Consider the following 24821-nt stretch of genomic DNA (forward strand, 5'->3'; position numbering starts at 1 on the left):
CCTGGGTGCCGGACGGTTCGCGGCAGGCGCGAAACTGTCCCTCATGAGTGAACGCACCGCCGAACCGACCACCGTCCTCCTGCGCCGCGGAGAGGTCCACAGCCCCGCCGACCCGTTCGCGACGGCGATGGTCGTGGAGCGCGGCCATGTCGCCTGGGTCGGCTCCGAAGGAGCGGCCGACGCGTTCGCGGACGGCGTCGACGACGTGATCGACCTGGACGGCGCCCTGGTCACCCCCGCCTTCACCGACGCGCACGTGCACACCACGTCCACCGGCCTGGCCCTCACGGGCCTCGACCTGTCCGACGCGCCCTCCCTGGACGCCGCCCTCGCCCGCGTACGGGACTTCGCCGCCGCCCGCCCGGACGACCGCGTCCTCCTCGGCCACGGCTGGGATGCCGCCCGCTGGCCCGGGGGGCGCCCGCCGACCCGCGCCGAACTCGACGCCGCGACCGGCGGACGCCCGCTGTACCTCAGCCGGATCGACGTCCACTCGGCGGTCGTCACGACGGCCCTGCTGGCCCTCACACCCGGCCTCGACGCCCCCGACGCGCCCCTGACGGCCGACGCCCACCACGCCGTGCGCGCCGCCGCCCTGGGCGCCGTGACGCCGGCCCAGCGCGCCGAGGCCCAGCGCACCGCCCTCGCCCACGCCGCCTCCCTGGGCATCGGCACCGTCCACGAGTGCGCCGGCCCCGAGATCTCCTCCGAGGACGACTTCATCGGCCTGCTCCGGCTCGCGGCCGAGGCGACCGGCCCGCGCGTGGTGGGCTACTGGGCGGACCAGGACGTCGACAAGGCGCGCGCGCTGGGCGCGGTCGGCGCGGCCGGCGACCTGTTCGTCGACGGCGCCCTCGGCTCGCACACCGCCTGTCTGCACCAGCCGTACACCGACGCCGGCCACACCGGCACCTCCTACCTGGACGCGGCGGCTGTCGCCGCGCACGTCACGGCGTGCACCGAAGCGGGCCTCCAGGCGGGCTTCCACGCCATCGGGGACGCCGCCGTGACCGCCGTCGTCGAGGGCGTGCGCGCCGCCGCCGAGAAGCTCGGCCTCGCCCGGGTACGGGCCGCCCGGCATCGCGTCGAGCACGCCGAGATGCTCACCCCGGAGACGATCGCGGCCTTCGCCGAGTTCGCCCTGACGGCGTCCGTCCAGCCCGCCTTCGACGCGCTGTGGGGCGGCGAGGACGGCATGTACGCCCAGCGCCTCGGCGCGGAGCGGGCGCGCACCCTGAACCCCTTCGCGGCCCTGCTGAGGGCCGGCGTCCCGCTCGCCTTCGGCTCCGACAGCCCGGTCACCCCCCTCGACCCGTGGGGCACGGTCCGCGCGGCGGCCTTCCACCGCACCCCCGAGCACCGCGTCTCGGTGCGCGCCGCGTTCACCGCGCACACGCGGGGCGGCTGGCGGGCGGTCGGACGCGACGACGCGGGCGTCCTGGTGCCGGGCGCACCCGCGGACTACGCCGTGTGGCGCACCGACGCCCTCGTCGTCCAGGCGCCTGACGACCGGGTCGCCCGCTGGTCGACCGACCCCCGCTCCGGCACCCCCGGTCTGCCCGACCTGACCCCGGGCCACGACCTGCCCGTCTGCCTGCGCACCGTGGTGGGCGGACGAACGGTGTTCGTACGGCCGGGCGAGTGATCTACCGGGGTGGCGCACGGCCGATCGGTCGTCACCACGCCGTCGCGCGACCTGCGCATCCTCCCCGCTGACCAGGGCTTTGACGGAATACGCGCAGCTCAAGCGGCTGTTGACAGCCGACGGCAGCGTGCCGGTAGGTTCGGCCGAGTCCACCACCGGACGCCCGACCGGGGAATGTCCGCGCACTCGCCGCCGCGCCGCTGGGTCAGGGACGGTGTGCCGCACCGGGGCACCGCCACTGGGAGCCAGGCTCAGCGCCCGCGCCACGGCGAGGGAACGTTCCGGCCGGTCGGGGAGGTGTGACCCGGGTGGGGCCCGGACGTTCAGTAGACAACGGCTTTCGGTCGACCCGCAGCCAGCGGGCCCCAGGTCGGCCCGAAGGGCGCCGGGCCCCCATCCGCAGCACGCACAGCCCTTGACACGGTACGCACGGTTTCCGAGGAGCGCGCTCTTACCCCGCTTTTGTGTAAACGACACCACCATACTTACGTCCTGTCACGTCATCGCAGGCGGCGGCCACTATGGTGGACCTCTGCGTACGGACTTGAAGGGGCAGTAGTGAACGACGGCGACGGGACCCTCGCGGCACAGGACCGGGGGAGGCGGTTCGGCCCGCTCGGTACCGCACTGGTGATCATTCCGACCTACAACGAGGCGGAGAACATCAAGGCGATCGTCGGTCGCGTGCGCAAGGCCGTTCCCGACGCGCACGTCCTGGTGGCCGACGACAACAGCCCGGACGGCACCGGCAAGCTCGCCGACGAACTGACGGTCGACGACGACCACGTCCAGGTACTGCACCGCAAGGGCAAGGAAGGCCTCGGCGCCGCCTACCTCGCGGGCTTCCGCTGGGGCCTGGAGAACGGCTACGGCGTCCTCATCGAGATGGACGCCGACGGCTCCCACCAGCCCGAGGAACTGCCCCGTCTGCTGACCGCCCTCAAGGGCGCCGACCTGGTCCTCGGCTCCCGCTGGGTCCCCGGCGGCCGGGTCGTGAACTGGCCCAGATCCCGGGAGTACATCTCCCGAGGCGGCAGCCTCTACTCCCGCGTCGCCCTGGACCTGCCGCTGCGCGACATCACCGGCGGCTACCGCGCCTTCCGCCGCGAGACCCTCGAAGGCCTCGGCCTCGAAGAGGTCTCCTCCCAGGGCTACTGCTTCCAGGTCGACCTGGCCCGCAGAGCGGTCAAGGCCGGCTATCACGTCGTCGAGGTGCCCATCACCTTCGTCGAGCGCGAGCACGGCGACTCCAAGATGAGCCGCGACATCCTCGTGGAGGCCCTGTGGCGGGTCACGACGTGGGGCGTGGGCGAGCGGGTCGGCAGGATCGTGGGCCGGGACAAGCCCTCACGGCCGTAGTCGGGACCGGCCCTCACAGCCGCGGTACGGGGATCTCACAGCCTCCGGTGATCGTTCCCTTATCCCGTGCTGAGCCGGGTCCAGGCACACTGGACGTATGACGACTGGCGCTCCGACTCCCACACACCCCGTCCGGCCCCGGCGCTCCCGGCTGCGTACGTTTCTGCCGCTGGGTGTCGCCGCCTGGCTGGTGCTGGAGATCTGGCTGCTGACCGTGGTCGCCGGCGCGACCAGCGTGATCGTGGTCTTCCTGCTGCTGGTGGCCGGCCTGCTGTTCGGCTCGGTGGTCATCAAGCGGGCGGGCCGACGAGCCTTCCAGAACCTGAACGAGGCCTTGCAGCGGGGCGGAGCCCCCTCCGCCTCGTCGAGCGGTGGCGGCAACGGCCTGATGATGCTGGGCGGCCTGCTCCTGATGCTCCCCGGCCTGATCTCCGACGCGGTCGGCCTGCTCCTGCTGATCCCGCCGGTCCAGAAGGCCCTCGGCCGGTACGCGGAGCGCACGGTCGACCGCAAGCTCCGCGAGGCCGCCCAGGGCGGCCTGGGCGGCGCCTTCCAGCAGGCCCGTATACACCGCCCGGACGGCAAGGTCGTCCCGGGCGAGGTCATCAGGGACGAGCCGGGGAACCCCGGCCCGCAGGACCGGCGGCCGCCGCTGACGCACTGAGCCGTTCGGCCCTGCCGGGTGCCCCGCCGGACCTTCGGCGGGGCACCCGGCTTTTCGTGCCCCGACCGGTCCCTTGCCCCGACGGGCCCCGCGACCCCGCCCGTCCCCGTGACCGGGCGGGCGGTTCGGCCGCGTGGGTGACAAAAAACCGCGGGCGCCGCACGTGAGATCACGTACGGCGCCCGCGGTTTTTTGTGTGTGTTGTTTGTCCGCCCAGACCCCGGAGGGGCTACGCCGACTTCCGGCTGTCTCGCGGATGGACCGCGATGTTCATTGCGCCGGAGCGCAGAACAGCCAGGCGCTCTTCGAGGACCTCTTCGAGTTCCTCGCGAGTGCGCCGTTCCATCAGCATGTCCCAATGCGTACGCGCGGGCTTGGCCTTCTTTTCCTCAGGGCCGTCGCCGTCAACGAGGAGTGCTTGGGCCCCGCAGACCTTGCACTCCCACTCCGGCGGGATCTCCGCCTCGACCGAGAAGGGCATCTCGAATCGATGCCCCTTCTCGCATGCGTACTCCACGGCCTGGCGCGGGGCCAGGTCGATGCCGCGGTCCGTCTCGTAGCTGGTCACCACGAGGCGCGTGCCGCGAAGAGCTCGCTCACTCATGAATCGTGCCTCCCGGGCTTGTCGCCCACAGGACAGGTGTCGCTGTCGTCGTCATCCGGTCAACGTCCGGTCGGCGGTAAAGATTCCCGTTCCGGGTTCCGTTCCGGGTCATGCGTCGCCGTCGTAGCTGCCCCTTGTTGTACCCACCAGTGCCCGGTTTGTCACATCTGCTGGCAGATGTGACACAGCGTTTCGGCATCTTTGACGCGCAGTAACGGTACGCCTGGCAGGCCAAACGCGTACACTACAGCGCTTTCGCCTTGAACGCTAAATCCTCTCGGGAACGGGATTGCCCGCGTCGGAGATCGCCCGGCGCACCGGAACCCGTGCCAGCAGCAGGAACCCGACGACGAAGAAGATCACCAGCGAGATGATCGCGTCCCGATAGCTTCCGGTCACCTGGTAGGTGATCCCGAACAGCAGCGGGCCCAGCCAGCTCATGCCCCGGTCGCTCATCTCGTACGCCGAGAAGTACTCGGCCTCCTTGCCGGGCGGCACGAGGTGCGAGAACAGCGAGCGGGACAGGGCCTGACTGCCGCCGAGGACCAGTCCGATGCCGGCGGCCAGCACGAAGAACCACACGGGTGCCCCCGCGGGCAGGAAGTAGCCGGCGCCCAGGGTCACCGTCCAGGCGACCAGCGAGCCCAGGATGGTGCGTTTGGCGCCGTAGACCCGGGCCAGTCGGCCCATACCCAGCGCTCCCGCCACCGCCAGCACCTGGACCAGCAGCACGGCCCCGATGAGGGTCGACTGCCCGAGGCCGAGTTCCTCGGAGCCGTAGACCGACGCCTGGGAGATCACGGTCTGGATGCCGTCGTTGTAGACGAGATAGGCCAGCAGGAAGGCGAGGGTCAGCGGGTGGCGGCGCATGTCGCGGACGGTCGCGGCGAGCTGGCGGAAGCCGGGGGCCGTGCTCTCCCCGACGGCCTTCGCCCCGGGACGGCGATCACGCAGGCGGCGGAGTGGAATGAGGGCGAAGGCGCCCCACCACAGGCCCGCGGACGCCAGACAGATACGGACCGCGGCGCTCTCCGAGAGACCGAAGGACTCGTGACCGGTGTAGAGGACGAGATTCGCCACCAGGACCAGGGCGCCCGCCGCGTATCCGAAGGCCCAGCCCCGGGAGGAGACGGCGTCGCGCTCCTCGGGCGGGGCGATCTGGGGCAGGTAGGAGTTGTAGAGCATCATCGCGACGGACTGTGCCGCGTTGGCGACGATCAGCAGCGCGCCGCCGAGCAGATAGCGGTCGCCGTCGAGGAGGAACATGGCCGTCGTCGCCGCGGCCCCGGTGTAGGCGGCGGTGGCGAGGAGCGGCTTCTTGCGGCCGGTGCGGTCGGCGGCGGCGCCGACCAGGGGCATCACCAGGACCGCCACGATCACCGACAGGGACACCGAGTAGGCGAAGAACGACCCGGCGCGCACCGGGATGCCCAGGGGGTGCACGAAACCGTCCGCGTCCGCCGCCGACTTGGCGACCGACGTCAGATAGGGGCCGAGGAAGACGGTGAGCACGCTCGTCGAGTAGACGGAACAGGCCCAGTCGTAGAAGTACCAGCCACGCTGTTCGCGCCGCCGTTCGGCGGCCTCGTCCGCCGAGCCCGCCCGCACGGTGTCGGTGCCCACCCGTGCCCTCGCTTCCCCGTGAAGGTGCGCGGGCCGGGAGAGGGGAGGGTCAGACCCAGATGCCCCGCTCCTCCATGACCTTGCGCAGTGTGTCGATGTGATCGGTCATGATGCCATCGACTCCCAGGTCCAGGAGGCGGTGCATGCGGTCCGGTTCGTTCACCGTCCACACGTGCACCTGGAGCCCGAACGCGTGGGCGGTGCGCAGGAAGCGCCGGTCGACCACCTGGATGCCCGACTGGACCTCGGGCACCTGTGCGGCGACCGCGGAGCGGCGTACGGCCGCGGGCAGGCCCCAGGAGCGCAGCCTGAGGTTGAGGACGCCCCGGGTGCCGTACGACGTCGCCAGGCGCGGCCCGGCCAGTCGCTGGGCGCGGACCACCCGCGCCTCGGCGAACGAGCCGACGCAGATCCGGTCCCAGGAGCCGGTGCGCTCGATCAGCTCCAGCAGGGGCAGCAGCGCGGGCTCTGTCTTGACGTCGACGTTCCAGCGCACCTCGGGGAAGGTCTCCAGCAACTCCTCGAAGAGGGGCACCGGCTCCTTGCCCCCCACGCGCGCGTGCCGTACGTCCTTCCACGGCAGGTCCGCTATCCGGCCCGCCCCGTCGGTGACCCGGTCCAGGGTGTTGTCGTGGAAGGCGACGAGCCGGCCGTCCGAGGTGGCGTGGACGTCGGTCTCCAGATAGCGGTAGCCCGCCTCGGTCGCGCGCCGGAACTGCAGCGTGGTGTTCTCCAGGCCGTCCGCCGCCCCGCCGCGGTGGGCGAAGGCGATCGGGCCGGGATGGTCGAGGTAGGGGTGGCGTATCCGCGGGGTCACGGACGCAGTATCGCCTGCTGAGGTCGCCCGCCGGCAACGACCGGGCTGCCGCCGGACACCGACGGGACGGCGAACACCCGCAGGAAGAACTGGGTGAGCGGGCCGATCGTCACCGTGTAGAGCAGGGTGCCGACGCCGATGGTGCCGCCCAGGGCGAACCCGGTGACGACGACCGCGACCTCGACCGCCGTCCGCATCAGGCGGATCGAGCGGCCGGTGCGCCGGTGCAGACCGGTCATCAGGCCGTCGCGCGGACCGGGCCCGAAGCGGGCGGCGATGTAGAGACCGGTGGCCGCGCCGTTCAGCACGATCCCGGCCAGCAGCAGCGGAACGCGTACGGCGAGGCCGTGCGCCTCGGGGGCCACGGCGAGCGTGGCGTCCATGGCGAGGCCGACCACGAAGACGTTGGAGACCGTGCCCAGCCCGGGGCGCTGGCGCAGCGGGATCCACAGCAGCAGCACGGCCGCGCCCACGATGATCGACACGACGCCGATCGTCAGGCCGGTGAGTTCGGCGAGCCCCTGATGGAGGACGTTCCACGGCTCCAGACCCAGGCCCGCCTCGACGAGGAGCGCCGAACTCGCCCCGTACAGCGCGAGACCGACGTACAGCTGGATCAACCGGCGCCCGGGACGGCTCGGGCTTTTCGTGGGCAAGGGGTCCTCCTGTGTGGTGGTAGTGGCCTGACGCATGACACCCTGTGGCTCGGGTGGAGACCTCATCCATGGCCAATTCGGGGAAGGTGGACTGATTTCCATGGCGACGTGGACCTCGGCGATGGGGGCCGCGCAGCTAGCGCGGCTGCTCAACTCCCAGCAGGACCGCCCGGCCGGGCCGGGGACGCGGCGTCCGCCCGCCTACCGCGCGCTGGCCGACGGCATCCGGTTGCTGGTCCTGGAGGGCAGGGTGCCGGTCGCCGCCCGGCTGCCCGCCGAGCGCGAGCTCGCCCTGTCCCTGTCCGTCAGCCGCACCACGGTCGCGGCGGCGTACGAGGCCCTGCGCGCGGAGGGGTTCCTGGAGTCCCGGCGCGGCGCCGGCAGCTGGACGGCGGTGCCGGCCGGTAACCCGCTGCCCGCGCGCGGGCTCGAACCCCTGCCCCCCGAGGCGCTCGGTTCGGTGATCGACCTCGGCTGCGCGGCGCTGCCCGCGCCCGAGCCGTGGCTCACCCGGGCCGTGCAGGGCGCGCTGGAGGAGCTGCCGCCGTACGCCCACACACACGGCGACTACCCGGCCGGGCTGCCCGCCCTGCGCGCGATGATCGCCGAGCGCTACACCGCGCGCGGGATCCCGACGATGCCCGAGCAGATCATGGTGACGACCGGTGCGATGGGCGCGATCGACGCCATCTGCCATCTGTTCGCCGGGCGCGGCGAGCGGATCGCCGTGGAGTCGCCCTCGTACGCCAACATCCTGCAGTTGATGCGGGAGGCGGGCGCCCGGCTGGTGCCCGTCGCCATGGCGGAGGGGCTGACCGGCTGGGACATGGACCGCTGGCGGCAGGTCCTGCGGGACGCCGCGCCCCGGATCGCCTACGTCGTCGCCGACTTCCACAACCCGACCGGCGCGCTCGCCGACGAGGACCAGCGGCGGCGGCTCGTGGAGGCGGCCCGGTCGGCGGGGACCGTGCTGGTCGCCGACGAGACGATGAGCGAACTGTGGCTGGACCCGGACGTCGAGATGCCGCGGCCCGTGTGCGCCTTCGACCCGGCCGGATCGACGGTCGTCACCGTCGGGTCGGCCAGCAAGGCGTTCTGGGCGGGCATGCGCATCGGGTGGGTGCGGGCGGCACCGGACGTCATCCGCAGCCTGGTCGCCGCGCGGGCCTACGCCGACCTCGGCACACCGGTGCTGGAACAGCTGGCGGTGAACTGGCTGTTCAGCACGGGCGGCTGGGCCAAGGCCGTGGACGTACGCCGTGACCAGGCGCGCGGCAACCGGGACGCGCTGGTGGCCGCCGTACGCAGGGAACTGCCGGACTGGGAGTTCGAGGTGCCCCGGGGCGGGCTCACGCTGTGGGTGCGCACGGGCGGGCTGTCCGGGTCGCGGCTCGCGGAGATGGGGGAGCGGGTGGGCGTACGGGTCCCGTCCGGTCCGCGGTTCGGGGTCGACGGGGCCTTCGAGGGGTATGTGCGGCTGCCGTTCACCGTGGGCGGCGCGGTGGCGGAGGAGGCGGCGGCGCGGCTGGCCGCGGCGGCGCGGCTCGTGGAGAGCGGCGGGGCCGGGGGCGGTGAGGCGCCTCGCACCTTCGTGGCGTGAGGGTGCGTCCGGGGCGCGAGCCGCCTCGTCCGTCGTCGGTGTGATCCGTCGCGCGGCTGCTACGAGGTCTCCGCCACCACGGCGTCCGTCGGCGCCGCCGCCGTTGCGGTCCCCGCCGCGGTCGGTGCGGCGACCGGCACCGCGTCCGGCAGCCGCGTCCCGTCCGCCGGTGTGGTGCGCGGCGGCAGCAGTGCGAGGACCGCCTGGCGGTCGGTGTCGCTGGTCGCGTCGTCGTAGGGGTCCGGCGTGGACGGGACCTGGAGCCGGTGGACCGGGCCCGTGCCCAGGCGGGCGTAGCCGCGGCCGGGCGGCACCTGGGCGACCGGTGTCGTGTGCGGGTGGGCGCCGAGGATTGCCTCCAGCTGGTCGGCCGTGGCCGGGCCCAGCACGACCCGCGCGCGGGTGTGCTGGCGTACGGCGTCGCTCAGGGCGTCCGCGCTGTCGAACTGGTCGGCCACCACCACCGTCACGTGGGCCGCGCGGCCGTGCCGGAGCGGAACCTGGAGCAGGGTCTGCGGGTCCGGGCGGCCGTCCGCCGCGGCCACGTGGGCGAAGGCGCTCGGGCGGTCCAGGAGGATCCACAGGGGGCGTTTGGTGTCGTCCGGCGGGGGGTGCCCCGCTTGGCGGGCACGGTTGAGGGCGATCAGTCTGCGCTCGGTCTCCGCGGTCGCCCACTCCAGGCTCGCCAGGGCCCCGGCCAGCCCGCACTCGACCGCGAGGACGCCGTCCCGGCCGGTCAGGCACGCGTACTCACCGGTGCCGCCGCCCTCGACGATCACGAGGTCGGCGTACTGGAGGGCCTGCAGTGCGATGGAGCGCAGCAGGGTGGAGGTGCCGCTGCCCGGCTGGCCCATGACCAGGAGGTGCGGCTCCGTGGAGCGGATGCCCGTGCGCCAGACGACCGGCGGGACGTCGCGCTGTTCCGCGCCGTGGGTGAGGGGGAGGGTGCGCCTGACCTGGGTCGGGTCCGTGAAGCCGAGCACCGTTTCGCCGGGGGACGTGACGAAACGCTGTGCGGCGATGTCGGTGGACAGAGGGGCCAGGACCGTGACCGTGAGCTGGTTGCCCTCCTCGTCCCAGGCGAAGTGGTATTCGCGACCGCGGCCCGACTTGGCGTGCAGCAACTGCTCGATCCGGCCGCGGGACGCGGCCTCGCCGTCGGTGAAGTACGCCGGGTAGCGGATCAGTAGGTGCGTGATCCGGCCGGTGCCGTCGAAGTCGTACGCGGGGAAGGCCTTCTCCCACTCGCCGCCGTGCGCGTACAGCGGGGCCGGGTCCTCGGCGGCCGAGAAGTACGGCACCAGCGCCTCGTACAGCGACTGGAGGCGCTCCGTCTGCGACTCGTCCGGACCGTCGGGTTCCGGCTCCCTGCGGTCCCGGCCCTGCCAGGCTGCCGCCGTCATCAGGGTGATGACGGCGAGCAGCGGGCCGTACGGCACGAGCGCCACGACCAGGACCACCGACGCCACCAGGAAGAGCAGCGGCCCGCGCCTGTCCTTGGGGGTGTCGGCCCACTTGCGCCGCCCGGCCGAGGCCAGCCGGCGCAGACCGCGGGTGATCGTGATCAGTGGGTGGAGAACGTCGGTGGCGCTGTCGGCCGCCGTCCGGGCCAGATCCCGGCTCCGGGCGATCTGTGCGCTGCCTGTGCTCAGAATGCGGGGGAGGGGGCGCCGAGCCACTGCTGTCTCCTGAAGGTGCGTACGGACAGGGGCGTCAGAACTTGATTCCGCCGAGGAGGCTCGCCAGGCTCTCGCCGCCGGCCTTGATGCTCGGGGCGATGGCCGTGCTGGCCATGTAGAAGCCGAAGAGCGCGGCCACCAGGGCGTGGGAGGCCTTGAGGCCGTCCTTCTTGAAGAAGAGGAAGACGATGATGCCGAGAAGGACGACGCCTGAGATGGACAGGATCATTGGGGGTCTCCTGGTTCGTGGGGACAGTCACCATGAGTACTTCCAGGATCACAGGATGTATCCATACGATAAAAGGTGCAACAGGGTGAATTTCCCTTGATTTCGCCCGGGTGGGGGAGTGCTCTTGGTCCGGTTGAGCTGGGCTCTTGCGTCCGACCGGGTCTGCGGTGATCTTTACCTCCGGCACTTCGGGTCATGTGCCGCGCGAGCCAGTACCCTGGCGATTCACCTGAACGGTTGTACTGAGAGGCGGACCCGCCGATGACTGAAGCCCCCGACCCCGAGGTCGTGGAGCTGGCGACCAAGATCTTCGATCTGGCCCGGCAGGGGCAGACCGAGGCGCTCGTGGCGTATGTCGACGCGGGTGTTCCGGCCAACCTCACCAATGACCGCGGCGACTCCCTGGTGATGCTCGCCGCCTACCACGGCCATGCCGACGCCGTCCGTGCCCTGCTCGCCCGGGGGGCCGAGGGCGACCGGATCAACGACCGCGGTCAGACCCCGCTCGCCGGAGCCGTCTTCAAGGGTGAGGAAGACGTCATCAAGGCACTGCTGGAGGGCGGGGCCGACCCCGCGGCGGGGACGCCGTCGGCCGTCGACACCGCCCGGATGTTCGGCAAGACCCATCTGCTCGAACTGTTCGGCGCACACTGACACGCCCGCCCTGACCAGGGCGGACACGAAAAACGGGGGAGGCGGTAACAGGCCGCCGGAATTTCGGTCGCGGCAGATGGAACTGCCGAGTCATCATGACGTCGTGATTCACGGACGCGATGGCTGGGCAGGTGATGCCGCACCGCGCGGACCGTGATGCGGTCCGCATGGGCCACCGACGAGAGGCAGAGGAAGATGGCTTACAGCAAGCAGGAAACGGCGGGCGCCCCGACGTGTTGTCACGCGGCCAGGTAATGCAGGATCCCGGTTGCGTCGACGCTTGATGTGAGGCTGTTTCCCATGTTCGATCCGGTCATAGCGCCCAGCGGCACGCTGCTCGGCCTGCTTCAGCGGGGCCGCGGCGACGGCACACTGCACGCGCTCACCGCACCACGGCCCGAAGCGCTCGCGGCACTGAACCACTGTGTGCTGCGCGATCCCCGCCACGACTGGCAGGTGGAGAACCGCTCCCTCTACTACGCCCGCCTCTACCTCGACCTGAACGGCGAGCTGGACGAGATCGAGGCGCACCTCTTCGACGTCGAGGACGTCTTCGACACCGAGGAGTCCCGCACCGGGCTCACCCTCGCCGTCCTCGGCCACCTCGCCTCCTACGGCAGGCGGGACGCGCTCGAACTGCTGCGCAGGTACGCCGCCTCGGGCACCAACTGGGCCTGGGCCCTGGACGAACTCGCGCTGCGCGACGACGACGCCGGACTGCGCGCCCTCGCGGCGCCCGTCCTGGCGCGCTTCGCGACCGACACCGAGGGCGAGTCCGAACTGGCCGCCGCCGTACGCGACGCCTTCGAGCCCCGCCCCTGGCGGCTGTGGGCCGACGATCCGCGCGAATCCATCGCCACGCGGGTGCGTGCCGCCCACGAGGCCGGTTGCTTCGACCGCTGGCAGCGCCAGATGCGCCCCACCGGACCCCGTCCGGGGTGGAGCGTGCAGGCCGTCTTCGAATGGGCGCAGCAAGGTGTCGAACGCGGCGCCGCGCTCCATGTGCCCGCCGCCCGCTGCCTCACGGCCGTCGCCGGCCCCGAGGACCGGCCGGAGATCCTCCGGGCCGCCAAGGACGGCACGGAGGGCGCCCGGTGCACCGCCCTGCGCTATCTCGCCGACAGCAATGACCGGGACGCCCTCGAACTGATCGAGGTGGCCGTGGTCACCGGCCCGGTGGCCGTGGTGGAGGCCGCCGTGGACGCTTTCGAACGTATGCAGAGTGTCGCCGCCGTCGACCGGGCGCGCGGCTGGGCCCGACGGCCCGATCCGCTCGGCGCGGCCGCCGGACGCATGCTCGCCTGCCGGGGCGGCGCCAAGGACAGCGAACTCGTCCTCGCGGCGCTCAGGGAGGCCGTCCGGGGCGAGGGCCCCGACGCACCGACCCTGTGGACGCTCGTCGACGGCACCGGACGGCTGGGCATCGCCTGCGCGGCCCCCGTCCTGCGGCACGTCTACCGGGAGACCGCCTCGTCCCATCTGCGCGGCCGGGCCGCCCGCGCCCTGGCCGCCACCGACCCCTCCTTCGCCACCGGCTTCGCCGTCGAGTGCCTGTGGGACTGCGAGGAGACCACCCGCGAGATCGCCGCCCGGCACGCCGAGACCGGTGACGCCCGGGTCGTGGAGCGACTGCGCCGCCTGGCCGCCGATCCCGCCGAGGAGGCCGAGGTCCAGACGGCCGTACGCAGCCGGATCGGACCGGACGCGACCGCCATGTGACGGCGCCTGGGGGAACCCGCCCGGCGGGTACGGGGGAGCCCCTTCCGGCGCGTTCGCGAGGGGCCGTCGAGGACCCGCCGAGGCGCTTGTCGCGGGCGCCGGGTGAACTCGGGGCGACCCACGGGGCGGCCCGACGTGGACGCGGTCCGACCTGCTCGGGTGCGCCGCGCAACGCTCACGGGACGTTCGTCGTTCAGAAAGATCCACTTTGACGCGTCCACGTCCAGCGCGGCGAGAACACCCTTATGCGTGTAGTCATCGTGACCGAATCCTTTCCCCCCGATGTGAACGGCGTGGCCCACTGCGCGCTCCAGACCGCCCGGCACCTCGTCGATCGCGGTCATGCCCCCCTTGTCGTCGCACCGGCTCCCGCTCCCGGACACCAGGCCGCCGCCTCGCCGGCGCCGTGCCCCGTCGTCCACGTTCCCTCCCTTCCGCTCCCCGGCTATCCCCAGGTCCGCGTCGCCCTCCCCAGCCGACGCCTCGCCGCGGCACTCGTCGCGCACCGCCCCGACGTCGTCCACCTGGCCAGTCCCTTCGTCCTCGGCGTCCGCGGCATGGCCGCCGCCGCCCGGCTCGGCATCCCGGCCGTGGCCGTCTACCAGACCGACCTCGCGGGATACGCCCGCACCTACATGGGCGCCGGCGAGGCCGCCGCCTGGCGGCGCATCCGCTCCGTCCACGCGGCGGCCGACCTCACCCTCGCCCCGTCCAGCGCGTCCCTGCACGACCTGGAGGCCCACCACGTGCCCCGGCTGCGGCTGTGGCAGCGGGGCGTGGACACCGCCCGCTTCCGCCCCGAACTGCGGGACGAGACGCTGCGCCGCGAGCTCGCCCCGAACGGTGAGCTGATCGTCGGCTACGTCGGCCGGCTCGCCCCCGAGAAGCACGTCGAGCTACTGGCCGGAGCCTGCGGTCTCCCCGGCGTCCGCGTGGTCGTGGTGGGCGACGGGCCGAGCCTGCCGAGCCTCACCGAGGCGTTGCCGGGCGCGGTCTTCCTCGGCCGCCGCACGGGCGACGAACTCGCCCGGATCTTCGCCTCCTTCGACGTCTTCGCGCACACCGGCCCCTTCGAGACCTTCTGCCAGACCGTGCAGGAGGCCATGGCGAGCGGCGTGCCCGTCGTCGCGCCCGCCGTCGGCGGACCGCTGGACCTGGTCGCCCCCGGGCGCACCGGACTCCTGGTCCCGCCGAACGACCCCGACGCCGTCAGGGACGCCGTGTGGTCCCTGGCCGGCGACCCCGGGCTGCGCGCCGCGTTCGGCGCTGCCGCGCGGGCCACCGTCGAGGCACGCACCTGGGCGGCCGTCGGCGACCAGTTGATCGGGCACTACGGCGACGTACTCGCCGCGCGTCGCCGGACGGCGGTGGCGGCATGAGCGGGCAGTCCCTGCGCATCGTGCGGCTGGCGAACTTCGTGGCACCGGCCTCCGGCGGGCTGCGCACCGCGCTGCGCGAACTCGGCAGGGGCTTCAAGGCGGCCGGACACGAGCCGGTGCTCATCGTGCCCGGTGAACGGGTGGGCGACCGGGAGACCGAGCAGGGCCGGGTGATCACCCTGCCCGGGCCGCTGCTCCCCGGCACGGGCGGATACCGCGTGCTCACCGACAAGCGGCGCGTGGCACGGCTCCTGGAGGAACTGGCCCCCGACCGGCTGGAGGTCTCCGACCGTACGACGCTCCGGTGGACCGGCAAGTGGGCGCGGCGCGCCCGGATCCCCGCCGTGATGGTCTCCCACGAGACCGCCGACGGTGTGCTGCGCACCTGGGGAATCCCGGAGGGCGCCGCCCGGCGCACAGCCGACGCCCTCAACGTCCGTACGGCACACACCTACGCGCGCGTGGTGTGCACCACGGAGTTCGCCGAGCGGGAGTTCGTGCGCATCGGGGCGCGCAACGTCGTCCGGGCGCCCCTCGGCGTCGACCTGGAGCAGCGGCATCCCGCCCTGCGCGACCCCGGACTGCGGGCCCGGCACGCGCGCGGGGACGAGGCGCTGCTCGTGATGTGCTCCCGGCTGTCCGTGGAGAAGCGGCCGGGAACCGCGCTGGAGACCCTGGAGGCGCTCCTGAGGCGCGGACGGCGGGCCGTGCTGGTGGTGGCCGGGGACGGCCCGCTGCGACCGCGCCTCGAACAGCGGGCGCGGGAGCGGGGGCTGCCGGTGACGTTCCTCGGGCATGTCGCCGACCGCGCCGTGCTCGGCGCGCTCCAGGCGTCGGCCGACGTGTGCCTGGCACCGGGTCCCGCCGAGACGTTCGGGCTGGCCGCACTGGAGGCGATGGCCTGTGGCACCCCCGTCGTGGCCAGCGCCTCGTCCGCCCTCTCTGAGGTGATCGGCTCCGCCGGGGCCGTCGCGGCCGACGCGGGAGATGCCTTCGCGGACGCCGTGGAGATGCTCCTCGAACGGTCCGTGGAGGAGCGGCGCGGGGGTGCACGCGCGCGTGCGGAGTGTTTTGGCTGGGACACGGCGGTCGGCGCATTCCTCGACGCTCACGATGCGGCGGTGTCCGTTCCGTCCCCCTCGACCGCTATATCCGGCTCATCCGGTTCGTCGGTGCGGCCCTTCATGCCCGGGGGCGTGACATGAGGCCGGTGCGGTTCGTGGCGCTGGGCGACTCGCTGACCGAGGGAGTGGGCGATCCCGTCGGTGACGGGTGGCGCGGCTGGGCCGCGCTGCTCGCCGGCGGGATCGGCGAAGGGCCCGCCGGGTCCGTGGGGTCGGTGGAGTCCGTGGAGTTCACGAACCTCGCGGTGAGCGGGGCGCAGACCCGGGACGTGCTGGAGAGGCAGTTGCCCACCGCGCGGGCGCTGCGGCCCGACCTCGCGTCCGTCGTCATCGGCGTCAACGACACCCTGCGCTGCACCTTCGACATCCAGGCCGTCGCCGCGCGCCTCGACACCGTGTATTCGGCCCTCACCGAGCAGGGCGCGGTCCTGCTCACGGCCTGTCTGCCGGACCCCGGCGCGATGCTCGGGCTGCCGGGTGCCCTGGCCCGTCCGCTGGCCCGGCGACAGCGAGCCGTCAACGCCGTCGTGCACGCGCTGTCCGAGCGGTACGGGGCCGTGCATCTGCACGCCTCCGAGGGCGCCTGGCTCATGGACCGTGCCCTGTGGAGCGCGGACCGGCTGCACCCTGGGGAGCGTGGGCACCGGCAACTGGCCCTGCGTTTCCACGCGCTGCTGGCGGAGGCCGGTCTCGCCACCGGGACCGCGCCCTCGCCCGAGCCCGGGTTCCCGGTGTCGACCAGGTCGGCGAGCCTGTGGTGGCTGGCCACCGCGGGGACGGGCTGGGTGGCCCGGCGGTGTACCGACCTGCTGCCGCAGCTCCTGACGCTCGCCGCCGACGAACTGCGCCACCGCGTGCGCGGGACGAGCGCCCGGCTCGATCTGCGGGCCTCGGCGGCGGTGTCGGCGGCGCTCGCGGCCCTGTCGGCGGCGGAGCGACAGCCGGACGCCGCGTAGGAGTTCACACCGGACGTCACACAGGAGCTCGCCGTCCTACGGCATGGTGCTGCACCGCCTCGCGGCAGGGGTGTCCCACCGGCCTGTGCCAGGGGGTGCCTCACCACCTCGCGGCAGGGGCGTTCCAGCGCCCTGCGATGGGCCCTTCAACGGCGGCGCACGGCCACGAAACGCACCGGCGTGCCCGGTGCCGCCTGGGCGGCGGCCGGGAGGTCGGCCGTGCGGACGACCGCGATCACCGGATAGCCCCCGGTGGTCGGGTGGTCGGCGAGGAAGACCACCGGCCGGCCGTCGGGCGGTACCTGGACGGCTCCCAGCACCATGCCCTCGCTGGGGAGCTCACCGGGCCGGGCCCGCTCCAGGGCGGGGCCCTCCGTGCGCAGCCCGATGCGGTTGCTCGCGGACGCCACCCGGTACGTGCGGGACGTGAAGACCCGGACGGCCTCCGGGGTGAACCAGTCCTCGCGCGGCCCCGGCGTCACCCGCAGGACGAGTTCGGCCGGGGGCGCCGGCTGCGGGGCGAAGTCCACGCGCGCGTGCGGCGATCCGGGGCTCCCCAGGGGCAGCACCGCGCCGTCCGTGAGCGGCGGCGGGCCGAGCCCGGAGAGAAGGTCCGTGGAACGGCTGCCGAGCACCGCCTCCACGGCGACGCCGCCGGAGACGGCCACATAGCCACGTACTCCGGAGAGGGCCGGTCCGACCTCCAGGAGCGCGCCCCCGGGAACCGCCACCGGCGTGCCCCAGGCGACCGGGCGCCCGTCCACCGTCACTCGGCAGGGGGCCCCGGTCACGGCCACGGTGACCGTCGAACGGGGCCGTACCGCGCAGCCGTTGAGGGTGGTCTCCAGGACGGCCGCCTCGGGACGATTGCCGACCAGCCGGTTGGCGAGGGCCGCCGCCGGGCCGTCCAGGGCGCCCGAGTGGGGGACCCCCAGGTGGGCGTGCCCGGGGCGGCCCCGGTCCTGGACGGTGGTGAGTGCTCCGGCGCGTACGACGGACAGCGCGCGGTCCGTCATTCCGCTCCCGTCGGCGGGGCCACCGGGACGAAGCGCACCCGCGTGCCCGGCGACAGCAGCGCGGCCGGCACGCGCGCGTGGTCCCACAGGGCGGCGTCCGTGGTGCCGATCAGCTGCCAGCCGCCCGGCGACGCACGCGGGTACACGCCCGTGTACGGGCCCGCCAAGCCCACCGAGCCCGCCGGGACGGCCGTCCGCGGAGTGGCCCGGCGCGGGACGTCGTAGCGCGCCGGGAGACCGGCCAGATAGCCGAAGCCGGGGGCGAAGCCGCAGAAGGCGACGCGGAACTCGGTGCTCGCGTGGATCCGGGCCACCTCCTGTGCCGAGACACCCCAGTGTGCGGCCACGTCCGCCAGGTCGGGGCCGTCGTAGCGCACCCGGAGCTCGACCACGTCGCCCGCGCGCGGGGGTGCGGGCGGGACCTCGGAGGCGGTCAGTTCGGACGCCAGGCGTCCCGGGTCGGCGAGGCCGTCGAGGAGGACCGTGCGGGCCGCCGGGACGATCTCGCGGACCGACAGGGAGCCCTCGGCGCGGCGGCGCAGCAACTCCGCGTGCAGGGCCTGGGCCTCGTCGCCCGAGGCCACCTCCAGGAGCAGGGCACTGTCGCCGACGGGCAGCGCCCTCATACGAAGGCCTCCACCCGCACGCCCGACGTCTCCAGTCCCTGCCGGACCCGGCGGGCCAGCTCCACCGCGCCCGGCGTGTCCCCGTGCAGGCACAAGGAACGCGCGCGCACCTCGATGCGGGCCCCGGAGTACGAGGTGACCGTGGCGTGCCGCGCCAGGTCCAGCGAGCGCTCCACGACCGCTGCCGGATCGGTGAGCACCGCGCCGTCCAGACCGCGCGGGACGAGCGTGCCCTCATCGGTGTACGCGCGGTCCGCGAACGCCTCCGTGACGCCCGGCAGGCCCGCCTCCCGGGCCAGGTCCAGCAGACGCGAGCCGGGCAGCCCGAGGACGGACAGTCCGACGTCCGCCAGGAGCACGCCCTCGACGACCGCGCCGGCCTGTTCCGTGTCGTGCACGACACGGTGGTAGAGCGCGCCGTGCGGCTTGACGTACGACACACGCGTGCCCGCCGCGCGGGCGAACACCTCCAGGGCGCCGATCTGGTAGGCCACCTCGGCCGCCAGTTCGGCGGACGGCACGTCCATCGCGCGCCGCCCGAACCCCGCCAGGTCCCGGTAGGAGACCTGGGCGCCGATCCGCACCCCGCGCGCGGCTGCCAGCTCGCACACCCGCCGCATGGTGGCCGCGTCCCCGGCGTGGAAGCCGCACGCCACGTTGGCGCTGGTGACGACGGTGAGCAGTTGCTCGTCGTCGGTCAGCCGCCAGCGGCCGAAGCCCTCGCCGAGATCGGCGTTCAGGTCGATCGAGGTCATGGATCCTCGCCACTCCTTCTCCGGCCCCTTGTCAGGCCACGCGGTACTGCTCGTCGCGGGCGTCGGTCAGGAACATCTGGCCCGGCGCGTGGGTGATGGCGAACGGCGGGCGCGAGGCGGTCACCGCCGCCTGCGGGGTCACTCCGCAGGCCCAGAACACCGGGATGTCGTCCGGAGCGAGGTCCACCGGGTCGCCGAAGTCCGGGCTCCCGAGGTCGTCGATGCCCAGCGCCGAGGGATCGCCGCAGTGTACGGGGCTGCCGTGCACCGCCGGGAGCAGACTGCTCTCCCGGATGGCGGCCGCCAGGTGCTCCGGAGGCACCGGGCGCATCGACACCACCAGCGGGCCGTGCAGCCGGCCCGCCGGACGGCACTGGCGCCCGGTCACGTACATCGGGACGTTGCGGCCCTGCTCGATGTGACGGATCGGGACGCCCGCCCCGGACAGCGCCCACTCGAAGGTGAAGCTGCAGCCGATCAGGAACGACACCAGGTCCCCGCGCCAGTGGGCGCGCACATCGGTCGGCTCGTCCACCAGCTCGCCGTCCCGCCACACCCGGTAGCGCGGCAGATCGGTGCGCAGGTCGGCGCCGTCCGCGAGGACGGTGCTCCAGGAACCGGCGTCCGTGACGTCGAGCACCGGGCAGGGCTTGGGGTTGCGCTGGCAGAACAGCAGCATGTCGTACGCCCAGTCGGCGGGCACCGAGATCAGGTTGACCTGGGTGTGGCCCGCCGCGACCCCGGCGGTGGGGCCCGCGAGCCCCGCGCGGAATCGGGTCCGGGCGTCCCTCGGGCTCCACGCGTGCGCGTGCTCGTCGACGAGGGTCAGAGGCTGGTCGTTCGTCACGGCCCGAGGGCGGTCTTCCGTGCGGTTCACGCCAGTTCCTTTCCACGCGTCTCCGGGAGGCCCAGCAGGGCCAGGGCTGCCAGGCCGTAGCCGATCGCGCCGAAAACCAGCGCGCCGCCCACACCCCAACTGTCGGCCAGGAAGCCGACCGTGGTCGGGAAGACGGCGCCCACCGCGCGTCCGGTGTTGTACGTGAAGCCCTGGCCCGTGCCGCGCACCGCCGTCGGGTACAGCTCGCTCAGGTAGGAACCGAAGCCGCTGAAGATCGCCGACATGCAGAAGCCGAGCGGGAAACCGAGTACCAGGAGGAGGGTGTTGGCGCCGTCCGGGATGTTCGCGTACGCCAGGATGCACACGGCCGACAGCAGCGCGAAGAGCCAGATGTTGCGCCGGCGGCCCAGCCGGTCGGTGAGGTAGCCGCCGGTGAGATAGCCGAGGAACGCGCCGGAGATCAGGAACGTCAGGTAGCCGCCGGTGCCGACGACCGACAGGCCGCGCTCGGTCTTGAGATACGTCGGCACCCAGGTGGCGAGGGTGTAGTAACCGCCCTGGACGCCGGTGGAGAGCAGGACCGCGAAGAGTGTGACGCGCAGCAGGCCGGGTTTGAAGATCGCCGCGAACGAGCCCTTCCCGGTGTGCTGTTCCCGTACGGCGATGGCCTCGGGCGCGTCCTGCACACGGCGCCGCATCCAGATCACCAGGAGCGCGGGCAGCGCCCCGGTCCAGAACATGATCCGCCAGGCAAGGTCGTCGCCGGCGAACGAGAAGACCACCGTGTACATGATCGCGGCGAGCGCCCAGCCCACCGCCCAGGAGCTCTGGATCGCGCCGAGCGTACGGCCCCGGTGCTTGGCGCTCGCGTACTCGGCGACCAGGATCGCGCCGACCGCCCACTCGCCGCCGAAGCCGAGGCCCTGGAGGGCGCGGAAGACCAGCAGGGTCTCGTAGTTGGGCGCGAAACCGCAGGCGACCGTGAAGACCGCGTAGGTGATCACCGTGATCATCAGCGCCTTGACCCGGCCTATCCGGTCCGCCAGGACGCCCGCCAGGGCGCCGCCGATCGCGGAGACCACCAGGGTGACGGTGGTGAAGAGGCCGGTCTGGCCGCTGTCCAGGCCGAAGTAGGCGGCCAGCGCGACCATGCTCAGCGGCAGGGTGAAGTAGTCGTAGGAGTCCAGGGCGTAGCCGCCGAACGCGCCGGCGAAGGCGCGGCGGCCCCGCGGTCCGAGGGCGCGCAGCCAGCCCAGCGCCCCGTCGTCGCCGAGGCGTTCGTCGGTCCCGGGCTGTGCCTCGGTGGTCAGGGCCTGCGGTGGAGGGGTCGTGCTCATGGGGCACCTCGCAGAGGGAGGACGGAGGGTGCGTGGGGTCTGAGCCGTGCCGTGCGGAAGCAGTGCCGTCGTCGAGCGGGGGCGACGCCGTTCGTAGCAAGGTAGAGGATCGTTGAACGATCCTTCAATACCTATGTTGTTTCGTTCTTGTATCTGCGATTGAATTCCGGGCATGGCAGAGCAGCTGGCGGGACTGGCCGACGACCGCGCACTCCTGGGCCGCACCAGCACGGCCGAACGGGTCTCGGACATCCTCAGAAGCCGTATCGCCGAAGGGTTCTTCCCACCCGGCACCCGGCTGTCGGAGGACAGCATCGGCGGTGCGCTCGGGGTCTCCCGCAACACGCTGCGCGAGGCGTTCCGGCTGCTCACGCACGAACGCCTGCTCGTCCACGAGCTGAACCGGGGCGTCTTCGTCCGCGTGCTGACCGTGGAGGACGTCGAGGACATCTACCGCACCCGCGGCCTCGTCGAGTGCGCGGTCGTCCGAGGGCTCGGTAAGCCCCCGTACTCGCTGGAGGGCCTTGCGGAGGCCGTGGCGGAAGGGCAGCGGGCGGCGCGTGAAGGTGACTGGAAAGCGCTGGGTACGGCCAACATCCACTTCCACCGGGAACTGGTCGCGCTCGCCGGCAGCGAGCGCACCAGTGAGCTGATGACCAGCGTCTTCGCCGAACTGCGCCTCGCCTTCCACGTGGTGGACGACCCGCGCCGGCTGCACGAGCCCTATCTCGCGCGCAACCAGCGGATCCTCCAGGCGCTGCAGGCCGGGGACAAGGACGAGGCCGAGAAACTGCTCGCGGTGTACCTCGCGGACTCACTGGAGCGCGTGGTCGAGGTGTACCGGCGCCGGGTCGGTGAGGACGGGACGGGTGCCGTCTGAGGCCGTCGTCCCCGCGTGACGGCCGTCGCATCTGCGTCGTTTGGGTCGTTGTCAGACCGAGGACCTAGTCTGTGCACCGTGACTTCGCCTGCATCGACGGACAGCGTTCCGCCCCAGCTCAGCGCGGGGCCGCGCCCCGCACCGGGACCGGCCGCCGACGAGGGACTGGCGCGGCGGCTGCGCGCGCTCGCCTGCACCGCCCCCCTGCACGACCTCGACACCCGCAAGGCCAACCTCGCGGGCGAGTACTCGGTGTACGGCATGGCGGAAGTCGCCCTCGCGGCCATCGACCTGGTCACCCTGAACATGGACTTCGACACCGGCGCGGACCACGACCAGATAGTCGCCAGGCTCATCCCGCGCATCGCCGCCCAGGCCCCGCAGCGGCCCGTCGCCGAGCACGAACGGGTGGCGCGCTGGGTCCTGGAGAACCTGATCAACGTCGGCAGCGTGGACCGCGGTTTCCGCGCGGTCTACGGCACCTTCGCGCCGGACGGCACCTATGTGCGCCGGGACTACGACTTCAAGCTGATCGAGGAAGTGCCGGGACCGGGCGGGTCCGTCTACCTCCGCACGACGGACGAGGCGGTCAACGTCCTGGTCGGCGCCCTCGACACCGACGTCACCAGCGCGCAGATCGCCGCCGAGGTCAAGCTGGAGGTGCTGATCAGCCGAGGCCGTCTCGCCGACGCCCAGCTCGCCGCCGAGCAGGCCCGGTACCGCACGGTCCAGTACTCGGAGACCCTGCGCCGCGCACTGGACGCGACCCGGCGCAACGTCCGGGCCGTCGACTGGCTCACCACCGTGCCTGACATGATCGCCGAGGCCCTCGACCACGTCGCCGACCGGTACCGCCACGAGAACGCGATCCTCACCAACATCCGCAAGGCCCGCGACGAGTCCGAGGACCCGGAGCAGAAGCGGCGCGCCGCCGAGCTGGTGGACATCGTGAAGGACTGCATCCGCCGCCACACGCAGTTGCAGTCCCGGCTCCTGGAGGCCGGGCCGCTGTTCCGTGCCGAGCAGGACCGACAGGCCTTCGCCACCCCCATGACCACGTCGGGGACCGACCTGTACGGACATCTGCTCGCACCGGCCCTGCCGCTGCCCCTGGAGCAGGCGGTCCGGGTCACCGACGCGTTCTTCGCCCGCGGGACGGGGCTGCGTACGCCGGTGTCGGTGCGGGTGGGCGACCTCGTCGACATACTGCTGACGCCGCCGACGGAGCGGGAGCACCTGGGCGCGGAGATGCCGGAGCCGGATCTCATCGCGACGCCGGACGACAGCCGGTTCAGCGAGGGGCAGTTGGCCGCGGCGATGGAGCTGCTGGATCTGCCGGCGGACGCACCACGGCGGTTGTCGGGCCTGCTGGCCGAGGCGCGCGGGCAGGACGCGGAGTTGCCCTATCTGGTGGCCCTGTTGGCCGTTCACGCGGCCAGCCCGCCGGTGGGGACCGCCTATCGGCAGGGAGAGGAGAAGCTGTTGTTCGCCGTGGACGACGGGACGGAACTGGACGATCCGGAGTTCGGCGGGGCGGATCTGATCGTCGGCATGGCTCTTCTGGACGCGGCGGGTATGGCCGCGGGCAGGACGGAGGCCGCGTGATGTCCTCTCTCGGCCGCGGGCCGGCGGTGGCCGGCCGCGCCCACACGGCCAAGCCGCAGATGTCACAGCCCCACGCCCCCGGGTGGGCGAACCGCCCCTGTGCCCTCAAGTCCAAGGAGTCGCAGTCGTGACCGAGCACGTCGAGTGGAGTGAGCCGGAGGCTGCCGCCGCGCCCGTGGCCGCCGCCGTCACCCCCGCCGACGCCGCCGACGCGGCCCGGCTGGTGGCCTTCGGGCTGCAGCCCAAGTTGCAGCCCGCCCGCGATCAGGAGTACACGGAGCTGCTGCGGCGCTACCGCGAGGATCCGGCGTTCGCGCGGCTGGCCGACGCCGTGGCCGCCGGGCTCGGGCTGGTCGTGCTGGAGGTGTCCCCGCGCGCGGGGATGGCCGTGACCGCCGCCGAGGACTCGGTGTTCGCCGTGCGGATGGGGGACTACGCGCGCCGGACGTCCGCCGACGGCGGAGACCGGTTCCTGCACGGACTGGCCCATCTCGCCGTCGCCGCGATGGCGTTTCCGCGCCCGGAGGACCTCGCCGACGACGGCTACATCGGGCGGGTCTCGGTCAACGGCGTCGACGCGTTCGTCCGGCAGGCCTGCCGGCGGCTGGAGGAGCGTGCCGACGAGCAGGGCGAGAACACCGACCCGGCGACCGACGCGCCCGGCCTTGAGGCCGCCTGGCGGATCTGGGTCAGACGCAGCGCGACCGGCGCCACCAAGGACGCGCGCAGGCTCGCCGGTTCGACGACCGGCATCGTCGGCAAGGCCGTCGCCTTCCTCACCGACTCCGGGTTCCTCCAGCGGACCGGGGACGACGGCGGCGGTACCTACCGGACCACGGCTCGTTACCAGCTCCAGGTGCGCGACATGGCCGGCGCCGCCGCGATGGCCGAGCTGCTGGAGCTGGGCGTCGTCCCCGTCACCGACGGGACGCCGACCCTGCTGCCCGCCGAGGACACCGACGACCTGGAGCTGGCGGCCGACGCCGGACTGCCGTTCCACGCGCCGTCGCCGTCCTGAACCCGCCCCGCCCCGAACGTTCCTGTTCTGACCTCCCG

23 protein-coding genes are annotated in these 24821 nt (G+C 73.1%); 12 read left to right on the forward strand and 11 right to left on the reverse strand.

What is annotated here, in order from left to right; translation table 11 throughout:
- Positions 1 to 43: 43 nt before the first annotated feature.
- The 3 genes from ACZ5VD_RS29655 (at position 44) to fxsA (ending at position 3668) form a co-directional block, all read left to right on the forward strand.
- Positions 44 to 1645, forward strand: coding sequence for an amidohydrolase (locus ACZ5VD_RS29655; protein ID WP_468683809.1), 1602 nt, complete (start codon positions 44 to 46; stop codon positions 1643 to 1645).
- A 558-nt stretch (positions 1646 to 2203) separates the two neighbouring features.
- Positions 2204 to 3004, forward strand: a complete 801-nt coding sequence (locus tag ACZ5VD_RS29660; RefSeq protein WP_468553376.1) for a polyprenol monophosphomannose synthase — start codon at positions 2204 to 2206, stop codon at positions 3002 to 3004.
- A 97-nt stretch (positions 3005 to 3101) separates the two neighbouring features.
- Positions 3102 to 3668, forward strand: coding sequence for an FxsA family membrane protein (fxsA, locus tag ACZ5VD_RS29665; protein ID WP_468553375.1), 567 nt, complete (start codon positions 3102 to 3104; stop codon positions 3666 to 3668).
- 229 nt (positions 3669 to 3897) lie between these two features.
- On the opposite strand, the gene ACZ5VD_RS29670 is transcribed toward fxsA, so the two are convergent.
- From ACZ5VD_RS29670 to yczE, 4 genes are all read right to left on the reverse strand, one after another.
- Complete coding sequence (locus ACZ5VD_RS29670) at positions 3898 to 4272, reverse strand: RNA polymerase-binding protein RbpA (protein ID WP_003977404.1); 375 nt, start codon at positions 4270 to 4272, stop codon at positions 3898 to 3900.
- 267 nt (positions 4273 to 4539) lie between these two features.
- A complete protein-coding gene (locus tag ACZ5VD_RS29675; protein ID WP_468683810.1) occupies positions 4540 to 5895 on the reverse strand; it encodes an MFS transporter in 1356 nt (451 codons plus the stop codon).
- 49 nt (positions 5896 to 5944) lie between these two features.
- Complete coding sequence (locus ACZ5VD_RS29680; protein ID WP_468683812.1) at positions 5945 to 6712, reverse strand: glycerophosphodiester phosphodiesterase; 768 nt, start codon at positions 6710 to 6712, stop codon at positions 5945 to 5947.
- A complete protein-coding gene (gene yczE, locus ACZ5VD_RS29685) occupies positions 6709 to 7404 on the reverse strand; it encodes a membrane protein YczE (RefSeq protein WP_468683813.1) in 696 nt (231 codons plus the stop codon). The genes ACZ5VD_RS29680 and yczE overlap by 4 nt, the downstream gene beginning before the upstream one ends.
- 64 nt (positions 7405 to 7468) lie before the next feature.
- On the opposite strand from yczE, the gene ACZ5VD_RS29690 reads away from it, so the two are divergent.
- Positions 7469 to 8968, forward strand: coding sequence for an SCO1417 family PLP biosynthesis transcription factor (locus tag ACZ5VD_RS29690; RefSeq protein WP_468553371.1), 1500 nt, complete (start codon positions 7469 to 7471; stop codon positions 8966 to 8968).
- 59 nt (positions 8969 to 9027) lie between these two features.
- Here ACZ5VD_RS29690 and ACZ5VD_RS29695 read toward each other — a convergent pair whose 3' ends face one another.
- Positions 9028 to 10647, reverse strand: a complete 1620-nt coding sequence (locus ACZ5VD_RS29695) for a hypothetical protein (RefSeq protein WP_468683815.1) — start codon at positions 10645 to 10647, stop codon at positions 9028 to 9030.
- A gap of 34 nt (positions 10648 to 10681) precedes the next feature.
- Positions 10682 to 10876: a hypothetical protein gene (locus tag ACZ5VD_RS29700; RefSeq protein ID WP_010357990.1), complete on the reverse strand. Its 195-nt coding sequence runs from the start codon at positions 10874 to 10876 to the stop codon at positions 10682 to 10684.
- 261 nt (positions 10877 to 11137) lie between these two features.
- On the opposite strand from ACZ5VD_RS29700, the gene ACZ5VD_RS29705 reads away from it, so the two are divergent.
- The 5 genes from ACZ5VD_RS29705 to ACZ5VD_RS29725 all read left to right on the forward strand — a co-directional run bounded on the left by ACZ5VD_RS29705 (position 11138) and on the right by ACZ5VD_RS29725 (position 16708).
- Positions 11138 to 11530: an ankyrin repeat domain-containing protein gene (locus tag ACZ5VD_RS29705; RefSeq protein ID WP_468553369.1), complete on the forward strand. Its 393-nt coding sequence runs from the start codon at positions 11138 to 11140 to the stop codon at positions 11528 to 11530.
- A 300-nt stretch (positions 11531 to 11830) separates the two neighbouring features.
- Positions 11831 to 13249 (forward strand): HEAT repeat domain-containing protein, encoded by a 1419-nt coding sequence (locus ACZ5VD_RS29710; protein ID WP_468553368.1) that lies wholly within the window; start codon positions 11831 to 11833, stop codon positions 13247 to 13249.
- 245 nt (positions 13250 to 13494) lie between these two features.
- Positions 13495 to 14628 carry a glycosyltransferase family 4 protein gene (locus tag ACZ5VD_RS29715; RefSeq protein WP_468553367.1) on the forward strand — a complete coding sequence of 378 codons (1134 nt, stop codon included), beginning with the start codon at positions 13495 to 13497 and terminating at the stop codon, positions 14626 to 14628.
- On the forward strand, positions 14625 to 15833 hold the full coding sequence (locus tag ACZ5VD_RS29720) for a glycosyltransferase (RefSeq protein WP_468683816.1): 1209 nt from the start codon (positions 14625 to 14627) through the stop codon (positions 15831 to 15833). Before ACZ5VD_RS29715 ends, ACZ5VD_RS29720 begins: the two co-directional genes overlap by 4 nt.
- A complete protein-coding gene (locus ACZ5VD_RS29725) occupies positions 15830 to 16708 on the forward strand; it encodes an SGNH/GDSL hydrolase family protein (RefSeq protein ID WP_468553365.1) in 879 nt (292 codons plus the stop codon). Before ACZ5VD_RS29720 ends, ACZ5VD_RS29725 begins: the two co-directional genes overlap by 4 nt.
- Positions 16709 to 16854: 146 nt before the next feature.
- On the opposite strand, the gene ACZ5VD_RS29730 is transcribed toward ACZ5VD_RS29725, so the two are convergent.
- Genes ACZ5VD_RS29730 through ACZ5VD_RS29750 form a run of 5 tightly spaced genes read right to left on the reverse strand, consistent with a single transcriptional unit; the run spans position 16855 to position 21280 of the window.
- Positions 16855 to 17724 carry a 5-oxoprolinase subunit C family protein gene (locus ACZ5VD_RS29730; RefSeq protein ID WP_468553364.1) on the reverse strand — a complete coding sequence of 290 codons (870 nt, stop codon included), beginning with the start codon at positions 17722 to 17724 and terminating at the stop codon, positions 16855 to 16857.
- The gene (gene pxpB / locus ACZ5VD_RS29735; protein ID WP_468683818.1) at positions 17721 to 18350 is read right to left on the reverse strand and encodes a 5-oxoprolinase subunit PxpB; all 630 of its coding nucleotides are present in this window, start codon (positions 18348 to 18350) and stop codon (positions 17721 to 17723) included. Before pxpB ends, ACZ5VD_RS29730 begins: the two co-directional genes overlap by 4 nt.
- Positions 18347 to 19105: a LamB/YcsF family protein gene (locus ACZ5VD_RS29740; RefSeq protein ID WP_468683819.1), complete on the reverse strand. Its 759-nt coding sequence runs from the start codon at positions 19103 to 19105 to the stop codon at positions 18347 to 18349. The genes pxpB and ACZ5VD_RS29740 overlap by 4 nt, the downstream gene beginning before the upstream one ends.
- A 31-nt stretch (positions 19106 to 19136) precedes the next feature.
- Positions 19137 to 19982 carry a putative hydro-lyase gene (locus ACZ5VD_RS29745; protein WP_468553361.1) on the reverse strand — a complete coding sequence of 282 codons (846 nt, stop codon included), beginning with the start codon at positions 19980 to 19982 and terminating at the stop codon, positions 19137 to 19139.
- On the reverse strand, positions 19979 to 21280 hold the full coding sequence (locus ACZ5VD_RS29750; RefSeq protein ID WP_468683820.1) for an MFS transporter: 1302 nt from the start codon (positions 21278 to 21280) through the stop codon (positions 19979 to 19981). The genes ACZ5VD_RS29745 and ACZ5VD_RS29750 overlap by 4 nt, the downstream gene beginning before the upstream one ends.
- A gap of 172 nt (positions 21281 to 21452) precedes the next feature.
- Between ACZ5VD_RS29750 and ACZ5VD_RS29755 the strand changes: the two genes are divergently transcribed.
- From ACZ5VD_RS29755 to ACZ5VD_RS29765, 3 genes are all read left to right on the forward strand, one after another.
- On the forward strand, positions 21453 to 22160 hold the full coding sequence (locus ACZ5VD_RS29755; protein ID WP_468553359.1) for a GntR family transcriptional regulator: 708 nt from the start codon (positions 21453 to 21455) through the stop codon (positions 22158 to 22160).
- A gap of 78 nt (positions 22161 to 22238) precedes the next feature.
- Complete coding sequence (locus ACZ5VD_RS29760) at positions 22239 to 23765, forward strand: hypothetical protein (protein WP_468683821.1); 1527 nt, start codon at positions 22239 to 22241, stop codon at positions 23763 to 23765.
- Positions 23766 to 23892: 127 nt separating this feature from the next.
- Positions 23893 to 24783: a hypothetical protein gene (locus ACZ5VD_RS29765; protein ID WP_468553357.1), complete on the forward strand. Its 891-nt coding sequence runs from the start codon at positions 23893 to 23895 to the stop codon at positions 24781 to 24783.
- Positions 24784 to 24821: the final 38 nt, after the last annotated feature.

It is taken from the genome of Streptomyces sp. NPDC032822 (assembly GCF_055578825.1).

Coding starts and splice junctions, on each gene's coding strand:
- ACZ5VD_RS29730 (WP_468553364.1), bottom strand. CDS start 17,724: ATGACGGACCGCGCGCTGTCCGTCGTACGCGCCGGAGCACTCACCACC.
- ACZ5VD_RS29715 (WP_468553367.1), top strand. CDS start 13,495: ATGCGTGTAGTCATCGTGACCGAATCCTTTCCCCCCGATGTGAACGGC.
- ACZ5VD_RS29690 (WP_468553371.1), top strand. CDS start 7,469: ATGGCGACGTGGACCTCGGCGATGGGGGCCGCGCAGCTAGCGCGGCTG.
- ACZ5VD_RS29720 (WP_468683816.1), top strand. CDS start 14,625: ATGAGCGGGCAGTCCCTGCGCATCGTGCGGCTGGCGAACTTCGTGGCA.
- pxpB (WP_468683818.1), bottom strand. CDS start 18,350: ATGAGGGCGCTGCCCGTCGGCGACAGTGCCCTGCTCCTGGAGGTGGCC.
- ACZ5VD_RS29750 (WP_468683820.1), bottom strand. CDS start 21,280: ATGAGCACGACCCCTCCACCGCAGGCCCTGACCACCGAGGCACAGCCC.
- fxsA (WP_468553375.1), top strand. CDS start 3,102: ATGACGACTGGCGCTCCGACTCCCACACACCCCGTCCGGCCCCGGCGC.
- ACZ5VD_RS29755 (WP_468553359.1), top strand. CDS start 21,453: ATGGCAGAGCAGCTGGCGGGACTGGCCGACGACCGCGCACTCCTGGGC.
- ACZ5VD_RS29655 (WP_468683809.1), top strand. CDS start 44: ATGAGTGAACGCACCGCCGAACCGACCACCGTCCTCCTGCGCCGCGGA.
- ACZ5VD_RS29725 (WP_468553365.1), top strand. CDS start 15,830: ATGAGGCCGGTGCGGTTCGTGGCGCTGGGCGACTCGCTGACCGAGGGA.
- ACZ5VD_RS29700 (WP_010357990.1), bottom strand. CDS start 10,876: ATGATCCTGTCCATCTCAGGCGTCGTCCTTCTCGGCATCATCGTCTTC.
- ACZ5VD_RS29740 (WP_468683819.1), bottom strand. CDS start 19,105: ATGACCTCGATCGACCTGAACGCCGATCTCGGCGAGGGCTTCGGCCGC.
- ACZ5VD_RS29710 (WP_468553368.1), top strand. CDS start 11,831: ATGTTCGATCCGGTCATAGCGCCCAGCGGCACGCTGCTCGGCCTGCTT.
- yczE (WP_468683813.1), bottom strand. CDS start 7,404: ATGCGTCAGGCCACTACCACCACACAGGAGGACCCCTTGCCCACGAAA.
- ACZ5VD_RS29705 (WP_468553369.1), top strand. CDS start 11,138: ATGACTGAAGCCCCCGACCCCGAGGTCGTGGAGCTGGCGACCAAGATC.
- ACZ5VD_RS29670 (WP_003977404.1), bottom strand. CDS start 4,272: ATGAGTGAGCGAGCTCTTCGCGGCACGCGCCTCGTGGTGACCAGCTAC.